Source organism: Exiguobacterium alkaliphilum 12/1 (genome assembly GCF_000714435.1).
GTDB classification, from domain to species: Bacteria; Bacillota; Bacilli; order Exiguobacteriales; family Exiguobacteriaceae; genus Exiguobacterium; species Exiguobacterium alkaliphilum.
The window spans coordinates 1-12,144 of sequence record NZ_JJMW01000014.1 but is presented as its reverse complement, the minus strand read 5'-3'; the positions used below and the strand labels follow the sequence as shown (position 1 = coordinate 12,144).

General features: G+C 52.0%; 8 protein-coding genes, 1 pseudogene and 2 riboswitches. Of the genes and pseudogenes, 3 read left to right on the top strand and 6 right to left on the bottom strand.

Annotation, left to right across the window (positions count from 1 at the left end; all coding sequences use genetic code 11):
- Positions 1-284 precede the first annotated feature (284 nt).
- Positions 285-1,091, top strand: a pseudogene (locus RT52_RS16110) (VanW family protein); the annotation flags it as partial.
- Between the two features lie 48 nt (positions 1,092-1,139).
- On the opposite strand, the gene RT52_RS01495 reads toward RT52_RS16110, so the two are convergent.
- The 6 genes from RT52_RS01495 to RT52_RS01470 all read right to left on the bottom strand — a co-directional run bounded on the left by RT52_RS01495 (position 1,140) and on the right by RT52_RS01470 (position 9,458).
- A complete protein-coding gene (locus RT52_RS01495) occupies positions 1,140-2,498 on the bottom strand; it encodes an NCS2 family permease (protein ID WP_034814642.1) in 1,359 nt (452 codons plus the stop codon).
- An 87-nt stretch (positions 2,499-2,585) separates the two neighbouring features.
- Positions 2,586-2,687, bottom strand: a riboswitch (purine riboswitch).
- 106 nt (positions 2,688-2,793) lie between these two features.
- Positions 2,794-4,332 carry a glutamine-hydrolyzing GMP synthase gene (gene guaA / locus RT52_RS01490; RefSeq protein ID WP_034814640.1) on the bottom strand — a complete coding sequence of 513 codons (1,539 nt, stop codon included), beginning with the start codon at positions 4,330-4,332 and terminating at the stop codon, positions 2,794-2,796.
- Positions 4,333-4,431: 99 nt separating this feature from the next.
- Positions 4,432-4,531, bottom strand: a riboswitch (purine riboswitch).
- A 41-nt stretch (positions 4,532-4,572) separates the two neighbouring features.
- Positions 4,573-6,666: a transglutaminase domain-containing protein gene (locus RT52_RS01485; protein ID WP_034814638.1), complete on the bottom strand. Its 2,094-nt coding sequence runs from the start codon at positions 6,664-6,666 to the stop codon at positions 4,573-4,575.
- Entirely contained in the window at positions 6,663-7,730 is a 1,068-nt protein-coding gene (locus tag RT52_RS01480; RefSeq protein WP_034807095.1) for a DUF58 domain-containing protein, read from the bottom strand. Before RT52_RS01480 ends, RT52_RS01485 begins: the two co-directional genes overlap by 4 nt.
- Positions 7,727-8,680 (bottom strand): AAA family ATPase, encoded by a 954-nt coding sequence (locus tag RT52_RS01475; protein ID WP_034814635.1) that lies wholly within the window; start codon positions 8,678-8,680, stop codon positions 7,727-7,729. The genes RT52_RS01480 and RT52_RS01475 overlap by 4 nt, the downstream gene beginning before the upstream one ends.
- A 172-nt stretch (positions 8,681-8,852) precedes the next feature.
- Positions 8,853-9,458, bottom strand: coding sequence for a flavin reductase family protein (locus RT52_RS01470; protein ID WP_034814633.1), 606 nt, complete (start codon positions 9,456-9,458; stop codon positions 8,853-8,855).
- A 264-nt stretch (positions 9,459-9,722) separates the two neighbouring features.
- Between RT52_RS01470 and RT52_RS01465 the strand changes: the two genes are divergently transcribed.
- Both RT52_RS01465 and RT52_RS01460 read left to right on the top strand, forming a co-directional pair.
- The gene (locus RT52_RS01465; RefSeq protein WP_034814632.1) at positions 9,723-11,561 is read left to right on the top strand and encodes an ATP-binding protein; all 1,839 of its coding nucleotides are present in this window, start codon (positions 9,723-9,725) and stop codon (positions 11,559-11,561) included.
- A 200-nt stretch (positions 11,562-11,761) separates the two neighbouring features.
- On the top strand, positions 11,762-12,082 hold the full coding sequence (locus tag RT52_RS01460) for a hypothetical protein (RefSeq protein ID WP_034807099.1): 321 nt from the start codon (positions 11,762-11,764) through the stop codon (positions 12,080-12,082).
- The last annotated feature ends 62 nt before the right edge of the window (positions 12,083-12,144 follow it).

The window sequence follows — 12,144 nt, the reverse complement described above, 5'->3', positions numbered from 1 at the left end:
TTTCAAAGTTCGTCTGCCGCTCTTGGCGACTAAATGATAATAACATTTATCACTTTTAACTGTCAACAACTTTTCTCACGTTTGTGTGAGCGTCGCTGGCAACAGAGATAACTATAGCATCTACTTGTTCAATCTGGCAAGCATTATTCTAAAAAAACTTTAAAAAGTTTTTCGCCTCAGATTTCGACCTTTCAAAACTCTCCTTAGAGAACGAAGAGGAAATAATTCCCTCTTATCGAATACATCATTTATAATCAATTTCTATGACGAAAGGTGAACTCTTTATGCAACAGCTACGACCGAAACAACGTTCGGCCTTGCGCATCTTCGCCGGCACCCAAGTGTACACAATCCAACGCCGGCTTACATGGCTGTTCGACGGCAGAAAATATGCATCAAAACAGATGAACAACCCTCTTCCTTATTTGATTCACAAACATCGCACGCCGCTCTATCGTAAATTGCGCGATGTAGACATAGAGATGCAACAGAACAAAGTTCAAAATCTCAAAATCGCAATCCAGCGATTAAACGGCCTCATCATCGAACCAAAAGACGTCTTTTCCTACTGGAAAGCAATCGGGCGACCCACAAAACGAAAAGGTTATGTAGAAGGGATGATTCTCCACTACGGCAAAGTGACAAGTGGAATCGGCGGTGGTCTTTGTCAATTGTCCAACTTGATATATTGGATCACGCTTCACAGTCCACTCACCGTCACCGAACGTTATCGCCATAGCTATGACGTGTTCCCCGATTCAAGACGTGACCAACCTTTCGGCAGCGGAGCGACTTGTTCCTATAACTACCTCGACTTACAAATCACAAACCAAACCGAACAAGCGTATCAGTTACTTCTATATATAGAAGGAGATGGTCTCGTCGGGGAATGGCGTTCTGCCACCCCGGCCGTTGTCTCCTACAAGATCTATGAAGAAAACCACCATTTCACGAAAGAATGGTGGGGCGGGACGATCCGACATAACCAAATTTTCCGAGAGGTCAATTCTCTCGACGGCATCCTGCTCCGCAACGAATTCATCACAGAAAACCATGCGCTCACCATGTACGACCCTTTCCTACCTGAAAATACGGCATACAAAAAAACGACTCGTAATGAGCCGTTTTTCGTATGCCGTTTATGCGTGAGGCAAGAACATGAAGTATGCAAGGAAGATGACGAGCATCCCGTACATGATCGGATGAATCTCCCGCGTCTTGCCCTTTGCCATCATCATAAGTGGATAGAGGATAAATCCAAGACCGATCCCCGTCGCGATTGAAGAGGTGAGTGGCATCATCAAGATGGTCATGAAGGCCGGGATGGCAATCTCAAGTTTCTTCCAATCGATGTCGAGTAAAGCAGAAGCCATCAACACACCGACGATAATGAGTGCCGGTGCCGTGACAGGCGCCGTTACAACTGCAAGTAATGGTGAGAAGAAGAGTGCGAGACCGAAGAAGAGTCCTGCAAAGATGGCCGTAAGCCCTGAGCGACCACCAGCCGCAACACCAGCCGATGACTCGACGTAAGACGTCGCTGTCGACGTGCCGAAGATTGCACCTGCCACTGTCGCTGTCGAATCCGCCATGAGCGCCTTGCTCGCACGCGGAACTTTGTTGTCTTTCATGATTCCCGCTTGGCGCGCAACCGCCACGAGCGTACCAGCCGTGTCAAAGAAATCGATGAAGAAGAACGTCAAGATGACGACAAGCATTTGAATCGTGAAGACGTCCGCGAAGTTGATGAACGCTTGACCGAACGTCGAAGACATGCTCGGCGGCATTGAGACGACATCTGAGATCGCTGTCGGTGTCGGAACGAGGTTGAAAATCATCCCGACAATCGCCGTTAAGAGCATCCCGATGAAAATACCGCCTTTAATGTTACGGACCATCAAGAGCGCCGTGACCACAAGACCAAACACAGCTAAGAGTGTCGTCCCTGTGCCGAGTGCACCGAGCCCGACGACAGTCGCTTCATTCGAAACGACGATTCCTGCATTTTTGAGGCCGATGAATGCGATGAAGAATCCGATACCGGCTGCGACCGCCATTTTGAGCGGGGCGGGAATCGCATTGACAATCGTTTCGCGAATTCCTGAAAGCGTCAAGACGATGAAGAAGAGTCCTGAGACGAGGACACCCGAGAGAGCCGTCTGCCACGGGATCCCCATGCCGATCACGACACTGTAGGCGAAGAAGGCGTTGAGCCCCATGCCCGGTGCGATGGCGATCGGATAGTTCGCGAAGAGGCCCATCGTCACAGATCCGACTAAGGCGACAAGGCCGGTTGCAACAAAGATGGCACCGGTATCCATTCCCGCTGCCCCGAGGATGTTCGGGTTGACGAATAAAATGTACGCCATGGCGAGGAATGTCGTAAATCCTGCGACGAACTCCGTTTTTACGTTCGTTCCAAGTTCATTTAACTGGAAAAAGCGTTCAATCCGGCTTTCTGGTTGTTGCGTTGGTTCTTGCTTGAGCTGTGTGCTCATTGGTTTTCCTCCTTGGCTCGCCGTAAACGAGAAAAGGTCCCCGGCAAATGACCGAGGACCCCACGCGAAACATACAGGGACAGACGTCCCCCATCTATGTCTCGCCGTAGTGAAATCATTTAAGGTGATTTCGTAGAGACTCTCGGGCCATATTCCCGACATTATACGGCAAATTTAATTTAAATTGTTCGGATATAATAAGAACGTTTCTATCGTATCAGCGTCATTCGTGCATGTCAACACAAATAACGGATTTTAACGTTTTATTAATCCTTAATGTTCGGTTTTAGACTAATTACTCCCACTCGATCGTTGCCGGTGGCTTCGATGTGATGTCATACAGCACGCGGTTCACGTGGCTGACCTCATTGACGATACGGACCGAAATTTTCTCGAGCACGTCCCAAGGAATACGTGCCCAGTCCGATGTCATCCCATCGATTGACGTGACGGCACGGACGCCGACCGCATAGTCGTACGTACGCTCATCACCCATGACCCCGACTGAACGGATTGGTGTAAGGACAGTGAAATACTGCCAGATGTCACGCTCGAGTCCAGCCTTTTTCACTTCTTCACGAAGGATAGCGTCTGACTCGCGAACGATTTCAAGCTTCTCTTCCGTGATTTCACCGAGGACGCGAATCCCAAGACCCGGTCCTGGGAACGGTTGGCGCCAGACGATATAGTCTGGAAGGCCAAGTTCAGTACCGAGTTCACGCACTTCATCTTTAAAGAGCGTGTTGAGCGGCTCGATGAGTGTGAAGTTCATGTCTTCCGGAAGGCCACCGACGTTATGGTGCGACTTGATCGTCTGCGCCGTGTCTGTTCCGCTCTCGATGATGTCCGTATATAGCGTCCCTTGGGCAAGGAAGTCCATATCGACGAGTTTAGACGCTTCTTCGTCAAACACGTAAATGAACTCGTTGCCGATGATTTTCCGTTTTTGTTCCGGGTCAGAGACACCAGCGAGCTTCGCCATGAAGCGGTCGCGCGCATCGATTTTAATGACTTTCATGTTAAAGCCGTCCGCGAACGTCTTCATGACACTGTCCGCTTCGTTTTTACGGAGCAGACCGTGGTCGACGAACATACATGTCAACTGATCGCCAATCGCACGATGAACGAGCGCCGCGACGACCGATGAGTCGACACCTCCAGACAAGGCACAGAGCACTTGCTTGTTCCCGACGATTTCACGAATCTTCTCGACTTCGATGTCGATGAAGTTCTCCATCGACCATTCGCCTTTTGCACCGCACACTTCGTAAATGAAGTTTTTCAAAATTTCATTCCCGTGCTCCGAATGACGGACTTCCGGGTGATATTGAACGCCGTACATCTTCAACTCGTCGTTCTTAATCGAAGCGACCGGACAAGACGGGTTCGTCCCGTCAACGACAAATCCTTCTGGCGCTTCCATGACGAGGTCGCCGTGGCTCATCCAGACGGTATGCTCGACCGGGAGTCCTGTATAGAGTGCCGAGGCTTCCGGTGTCGAGAAGAGTGTCGCTTTTCCGTATTCACGGTGTGCCGCCCGCTCGACACGTCCACCAAAGTGGTGCGTCATGAGCTGCATGCCGTAGCAAATTCCGAAGATTGGGATACCGAGTTCGAAAATTTCCGGGTCGCAGCGGTATGCGCCTTCCGCATATACGCTGTTCGGTCCACCTGAGAAGATGATCCCAGCCGGGGCGAGCTCACGAATTTCTGCAGCGGTCATCTTGTGCGAATGAAGCTCACTGTATACACCAAGGTCACGCACACGTCGCGTGATGAGCTGGTTGTATTGTCCTCCAAAGTCGAGCACCAAAATCATCTCTTGTTCCAACATCTTCACAAAACCTCCACCTTTCTGCCTTCATCTCAAAAAAAGGACGAGCCTCTCCCACGGATTTACCAAACCGAAGAAGAAGCACGCCCAATTCTTTGTATACGAAACGTGCTCCTTCATAGTCGGTCCATTACGGTGGTCCGGTAGAGACTCTCGCGCCAATTCACGAGTATATACGAAGGAATGCATTGTTCAATTATCTAACTAATGCGTCTATCTTACTGTATGCGCCTTGTCACTTCAACTCATAATTCGGCGAATCATGATTTTCCAATATTCTTTATATTTCGAATTCGGTGGTTGATCCGCATACACCGTCTGTTCAAACAAACGAGTCAAGCGAGTCATTTCTTCGGATTCATAGTAGGCGTCGACTTCCTTCGCAAGTTCGGACGGCGTCCGACCGTCAACCTTGAATCCCGCTGCTCGCAGTCGTTTCATCAAGTAGCGTTGCATCGCGACGAGTGACGACTCGCTAAGTGGACGGCGTATCCACCACTCGACCATGACAGCCCGTTCGACCGCTTTCCGGTTCCAGACGAGTACGGCAACTGCGAAGACGATCAGTACCCAGCCCCATACCGGGATGCGACGTGCTTCTTCCGGAAGCTCGCCCGTTGCGACATCGTCAATCGCGATATCTTCTTGCGGGCGGTTCGTCGGTTCGTTATCGTTATTGGCTTGCGGGTCGTTCGCGACAGGGTCCGAACCCGTGTCCGTTTCCGTCTCGACTTGAAGCAAGTTGGCGTCCGAAAAACTAATCGTCGCTTCGAGCGGGACCCAGCCCGCGCCTTCGACAAAGTATTCAATCCATGAGTGGGCGTGGCGGTTCCGGACCGTATACTCGGTCTCCCCTTGAATCACCCCACGCGCATCGCCCATCGTAAAGCCTTTCACCCAGCGCGTCGGTACGCCATTTGCCCGGAGCAAGACAGCAGCCGATGTCGAGAAGTTGTCGCAATATCCGAGTTGCGTGTCGAACAAGAACTGATCGACGTAGTCCGTGTCACCTTCCGGAATGGCGACGTCTTCCGTGTTATATTCGAACGCACCGTTTCGGAAGTACGCTTGAACGGCTTGCGCTTGCTCGAAAGGCGTCTCACTGTCGGCCGTGATGTCCGTTGCCAAGTCGCGGACGCGGTCTGGGAGCGAATCCGGTAGTTGGAGGTACGCTTGTTGTTCTTCATCCGTCAACGTCGTCACCGGTTCATTTAAATTGAGCTGATCTTCCGTGAACGACGGGACGCTATAACGCAACTGAATCGTCCGCGGCGTTGCCTGATTGTCGTTGTCGAACACGATTTTTCCGGAAGGTCGGATGTGAACCGTCTCGTTCGGGAATTGTTGCTCGATATCTCCGACACGGAACTCAGTCCCGCTCTCGGTCTCGACTGCTTGCGGATACTCTCCGCCATACGGGACGAACGTCTCGCGCCGGTCGAAGCGAAGCAACGCCTGTTCCGGCGTCGTGTCGACGTCCGGGTCGACGAGCTGCCCACGATTGAAATTCGAATCGAGGACGGGGGATTCCACCCAGCCTTTGCCGGTATAAATTTCTTTCGCCTCAATCCGCCAATAGCGGGCCGGGACACCGCGTGTGATGAAGACGATGCCGTCATCTTGTTCGAACGGACCACCGAGTTGTTCATCATTCACACCATATCCGACACGGCCTGTGCCCGACTGGCCTTCATTGACGGCGTTTTGGAAACTTGTCGTGATGCGGTCGGACCAATCGCCGTCAAGCGTCGGTGAGACACTCGCGAGCGCCAAGATGACGGTGGCGAGCAAGGCGATGCTCACGTAGCGGACGAGCGATTTGCTCGGCCGTTTCGCAAGATCCGTAACAAATAAGAGGAAGAGCGACGCCAAAATCGCGAGAACGATTTGTCCTTCGCCATCATATAGCGTCCACGTGTCGAAGTAGGCCATCAAGCCGAGCGTCGAGACGATCATCCCGAGGACAAATCCATAACTCGGATACGTCCGTCCGACGAGAATGGCGAATAACACTCCAATGAGCGCCATCGCCGAGAAGAAAATCGCCTCTTCCGGCAACGCGCCGCTGAGCACGCCGCTCAAATCTTCAAGCCACAGTCCGAACCAATCGAAGAGACTGCCGTGATAGACGTACAACACGGCCAAGAAATTAAAGACGACGACTCCGATTAGGCCATACCAAGGCAAAAGACTCGCAAACATCGGGACGAGTAATAAGAAGTAGAACGGCCACGTCACGTCGAACGTCGTGCTACCGACAATCGGCTCGACCCAAAACGACAACAAATAGGCGGCGAGCGCCGTGTAAACGATCCGTTTGATCCATGCGGTCATGTCGTCACCTCGTTTGCTGTATAGAGGTGGTAGCTACCTTGTGTCTCATGCATGAGTTCGCGCACCCATTTCGTTTCGAACGGGCTGATCAAGATGAGATTACCGGACTGCTGCGGCAAGTTCCGTTTTACGCGTTCGACTAGACGCCCTTCCGCTTCCGGCGTCGCCGTCAACAAGTAATGACCAACGTCGGCGCTTTGGTCCGGCAGGTGGAACAAGCGAACTTGCTCTTCAATCACATAAAGTTCAAACGGCAAGTTCTTTCGTTCGAGCTGTCGGATCGCCCCGACGAGGAGCGACAGCGAGCGTTCGAACGCTTCTTCGTGACCGGCAGATGCGGACGGGACGAAAACAAGGGATAGTTTTTTCTCTTGCTCTTGGTCGAACGTCTTCGTCATCAAGTTATCGCGCCTAGCGGACGCCTTCCAATCGATGCGACCGATGCGGTCCCCCGCTGCGTATTCGCGCACCCCACTAGTCGTGTTCGCGACTTCTGTATACGTCCGCGTCCGACGATACTGTTCGCCGCGGCCGCCGACGTGTTCGTCGCGCGGCAAATCAAACGGCAGTTCGGCCGGAGAGACTTCGACGACCGTCTCGAGCCGGAGCGTCCGGGTCCGGTCGAACAAACCGAACACGTCCCGCACGTGCAACTTCGTCCGGTCGAACACGTGAATGCCGCGCTTTATGTGGGCAATTTCATAATGGACCGTCTCTTTCCGGCGGAAGAAGCGATCGACCGAGGTGATGATCGGTTCCGTTTCATCCGTCAAACGCTCGGGCGGCTGTTCTTCTAATGTGACGATGCCGACGAGGAACGGGTATTTCCGTTCGATTTGGAGCTCGACGTCCATCGTTTGTCCGGAGACGAGACGTTTCGTCGTGACACGGCGCCAGACGTTCGCGGCGGTGACGGGATAAATCATGAACAGCGTCCAGTAGACGGTCAGGACGAGAAATGACCACCAGAGCGTCGAGGCGACGATGCTGCCTTCGATGCGCGCGAACGCGTACAAGCCGAATGCCGCCGCCCAAACGAGGAACAGCTTCATCCAGTTTTTCATCCTTCTTTGACCTCACGATCCATCGGGACCGGCATCTCGTCGAGCCATCCTTTAATGAGTTGCTCGGCCGTCCGTCCTTTGTAACGGGCTTCGGCCGTCAACAACACCCGGTGTCCGAGGACGCTCGAGGCGAGCGCTTTGACGTCGTCGGGTAAGACGAAATCGCGGCCATGGATATAGGCCCATGCCTGAGACGCCTTCATGAGCGCAAGCGTCGCCCGTGGACTGCCACCGAGGTACGTGTTCGCATCATTCCGTGATTCATGGACCAACCGGACGATATACTGTTTGACGGCACTCGAGACGTGAACGTTTCGCACTTCCCGTTGCATCTGCTCGACTTCCTGTTTCGTGACGACGCTCTGTAAGGCATCGAGCGGTTCGGTTTTTTCGAAGCGCGTCAAAAGGGATAACTCTTCATTGAAGGACGGATATCCCATCTCGATTTTAAGCAGGAACCGGTCAAGCTGGGCTTCTGGGAGCGGATACGTCCCTTCATGCTCAATCGGATTTTGCGTCGCCATGACGAAAAACGGAGATGGCAAAATCTTCACTTCCCCGTCCACCGTCACACTCCGCTCCGCCATCGCTTCAAGCAGCGCCGACTGGGTCTTCGGCGACGTCCGGTTGATTTCATCGGCCAAGACGATGTTGCCCATGAGCGGCCCCGGTCGATACTCGAACTCTTTTGTCTTTTGGTTATACATCGAGATCCCCGTCAAATCAGAAGGCAACATGTCCGGGGTAAACTGGACACGTTTGAACTCGAGATCGATGGCACGGCTGAACGTACGGACGAGCATCGTCTTCCCGACGCCCGGGACATCCTCTAACAAGACGTGCCCCCCGGCAAGCAGCGCCGTCAAGCTTTTCGCGATGACATCCTCCTTTCCGACGATTACCGTTTCGATGGCTTGAATGATAGATTGAACAGCTGGACGATAGGACATGGCCGACTCCCCTTTTTTCTCTTGTTCACTACAGTAATATAATTGAATGTTCTGACTTTATTGTGACACATTCGGCTAGTGGATTGAAAGAAATACAACGCCCCAATCGGCTATTCTTTCTTTACCCGAAAAAAGGCGCCCGACCTCGTCATGAGGCGGACGCATGGACCATTTATTTCGGACGTTCGATTTCGAACGTCTTGCCGAGTTCGGCGTAGAAGTTTCCGGCTAAGCGGCTGACCGGCGCCAATTTCGCCGCATCGATTCGCCCTGCTTCGTACAACGCGTTGTCGATATGAAAACGGACGACGCGGGCAACGAGTAAGTCGGCCGTCACCACGCCCTCGTGTTCAATCGGGACGTGATGGTGCAGGACACATTCCATTCTGATCTTCGCTTCGTTCACGCCTGGCGTCGCGATGACATCACTCGATGCAAGGGTGAACGACGTGCGGTCGAGTTCACTTTCGTCCGGACCGAGCGACGCGGCCGTCTCATTGACGAGGTTGACGTTCGTCTCGTCGACGATATGGATGACCAACTCTTCGGTCGCGACCGCATTGCGCGCCGTGTCTTTCATCACGCCGTCTTTTCGCTGAATCGAGACGGAGACGAGCGGTGGGTGTGACGCGACGATATTGAAATAGCTGAACGGGGCCGCGTTCACAATCTCGCCGTTCCGAGTCGTGACGAAAGCGATGGGACGAGGGATGACGCTGCCGATTAAAAATTTATACGTATCTCGTTCAGTCAGGGCTAGTGGGTCGATAGAGAGCATAAGGCACCTCATTTCAAATTAGTTTCTTCTTTTAAGCTAGTCCCCGCTCCCCGTCCCTGTCAAACGAAAGCACATCGGAATGTGTAGCTTTCTAAAAATCGGGGTATATCGCTCTAGATAATGTGAATTTCAAAAGATAGATATGTTGAATATGAATTGGATGAGCAGTTCAGTTTTCATTAAGGGTAACCTTTTGTATATTTCGAGTATTAGATGAATCGTTTGGAGATGGTTTTTGGGATAAGGAAGGAAGTAGAGCGTACTATGGGCAAGTGGGTTGAACAATTGAACAGTCGTCAAATCCTCGGCATCCTGTATGGCGTGTGTGTCATGAGTCTCGTCTTAACGGCGACCGGAGCGTGGTTCGTCCGAGACAATACCGTCTCACCTGGCGAGTTATTGACACTGCGCTGGATTTGGATGGCCGGGTTAGTCATGTTTATTAGCGCAATCTTATTGATTGGGCGGCCTCTGATTAATCGAATGGCTTCGCAAAATGAACGCATGCGCGCTAAACACGAAGAGTTAGAACATGTGCTTCAGGCGTCGAAGCAGAACGAGACGAAACTACAGTATCGGAACGAACTGATTGAGGTGTTGGCTTCAAAAGAGTCACTCTTCGATTACTCATCGGTCATCGAAAAGATCGTCCTGTTGACCTCGGCCGAGTTCGGGGCGCTTCTCCTCGTCAAAGACGGTGAAATCAGTTCGGTCGTGCCAAAAGAGATGACCGAAGAGCAGCAGGAAAGTTTGAAGACGAAGTCGCTTCTATTGAAACGAGTGATGATTTCAAAGTTGCCGGCTGCGACTTCAAAGAAAGTCGCCGATGATTTGCATGAGTATCCGTACTATATTTATGAGACGGTCATCCCTGTCATGGACCCGTCTGACGACAAGATGATCGGGTGCTTGTACCTTGCACGTTATGATGAACAGTTCGATGCGAGTGAAAAGTCAGAGTTGAACGCCTTCGCGAACCAGCTCGCCATTTCGTTGTTGCGGATGCGTCTGTACCGTCAGATGCAACAAGACCGAAAAGAGACGGCACAATTGATCAATTCCGTGCGCGAAGCGATTCTCTACCTGAACTATGAAGAAGAATCGGTCGTTGGAAACCGCGCCTTCATCCGGATGTTCGATGACTTGCAATTTGATTATCAAGGCTATGAAGAATTAGCTGACGTCAAAATCGATATCGAACAGTTGGCCGAACGTGTCGACCAACGTGACCACTTCATCAGCTATGTCGAGCACGTCTTCGACCGCAAACCACCAGAAGAAGGACTTTCAATCTCCCTTGACCAAGGCGACTGCTTCCTACAAGTCTATGCCGAGAGCATCTATCGCGACGGCAAGCTACACGGGACGATGCTCGTCTTACGTGACGTGACGGCGGAGACAGAAATCGACCGGATGAAGTCCGAACTCGTCTCGACCGTGTCCCATGAATTGCGAACCCCGCTCTCGTCCATTTACGGATTCACGGAGTTGATGCTCGAGCGTGACTTGAAAGAGAGCCGTCGCGAGCTGTACTTGAAGACGATTCATGACGAGGCGAAACGACTCTCGTTCCTCGTCAGCGATTTCCTCGACCTTCAAAAGATGGAGGCCGGAAAGCAGACGTTCGAATGGGAACGGGTCGACTTATATGAACTCGCCCGTGACAGCATCGGTTTCTATCAAGAGACGACGGACGCTCACCACATTCATCTCGATGCCGATTCGACGCAAGACTTCACAATCGAGGCCGACCTCGAGGGCATGCGTCAATTGCTCGGCAATCTGCTGAGTAACGCCGTCAAGTATTCACCGGATGGCGGTAACGTCCTCGTCTCGCTCGAGCGGCTTGAAGGCCAAGTCGTCATGAAAGTCCGGGATAATGGGATCGGGATTCCGTCCTCGGCGTTACCGAACTTGTTCGGTAAATTCTATCGGGTCGATAACTCAGATCGCCGCAAAATCGGCGGGACCGGCCTCGGTCTTGCGATTTGTAAAGAGATCGCGAAAGCCCACGACGGACATCTGCATGTCGAATCCGTCTACGGGGAAGGCAGCACGTTTATTTGTGAACTACCGACTTCAAAAGAAGTCGTCCATCAGTGAGCGCGACCGGGACCACCCCGGTCGTGTTTTTTCGACTAGTTGCACTTTTATGAAGGTTTTTTTTACATAATCTAGAAAAAGACAAGTATTAGCGCAAAGCGGGAATGCGATGGTGACCTATGTGATTATTCTCCTACGCCACCGCCCGAAAAACCGCTATACTAAACAGGAAGAGATCGATACGATTGGAGGTCATGACGATGGACCATCGCGACCCACCGACGTTCTCAGAACTAGGTGACTTTAAACAATGGGGACGTTTCGACGTGACCGTTCCGTTGGCAGGCGGACAAACCGAATTTCAAGCTGCGGTGACGACAGTGCGGAAGCATATTCCACTCCGTCTTGGTGGCTTCTATATTATCGCGAATGAGGATGGGATTTTGCACAGCGGTTCCCATGACTCGAACTTGCAAAAGCATATCATCCACCTCTTGCAACAAGTCCATAACGGCCATGTCGAAATCGAGGCACTCCAAAAAGAACCGTATTGGACCGTCCATTACTTCACTACCCCTTGAGAGACGATTCGGGCGTCTCTTTTTTTGCGTACGATGAATTATAAAATTAAGTGCAACACCCA

Coding starts and splice junctions, on each gene's coding strand:
- RT52_RS01495 (WP_034814642.1), bottom strand. CDS start 2,498: ATGAGCACACAGCTCAAGCAAGAACCAACGCAACAACCAGAAAGCCGG.
- guaA (WP_034814640.1), bottom strand. CDS start 4,332: ATGTTGGAACAAGAGATGATTTTGGTGCTCGACTTTGGAGGACAATAC.
- RT52_RS01485 (WP_034814638.1), bottom strand. CDS start 6,666: ATGACCGCATGGATCAAACGGATCGTTTACACGGCGCTCGCCGCCTAT.
- RT52_RS01480 (WP_034807095.1), bottom strand. CDS start 7,730: ATGAAAAACTGGATGAAGCTGTTCCTCGTTTGGGCGGCGGCATTCGGC.
- RT52_RS01475 (WP_034814635.1), bottom strand. CDS start 8,680: ATGTCCTATCGTCCAGCTGTTCAATCTATCATTCAAGCCATCGAAACG.
- RT52_RS01470 (WP_034814633.1), bottom strand. CDS start 9,458: ATGCTCTCTATCGACCCACTAGCCCTGACTGAACGAGATACGTATAAA.
- RT52_RS01465 (WP_034814632.1), top strand. CDS start 9,723: ATGGGCAAGTGGGTTGAACAATTGAACAGTCGTCAAATCCTCGGCATC.
- RT52_RS01460 (WP_034807099.1), top strand. CDS start 11,762: ATGGACCATCGCGACCCACCGACGTTCTCAGAACTAGGTGACTTTAAA.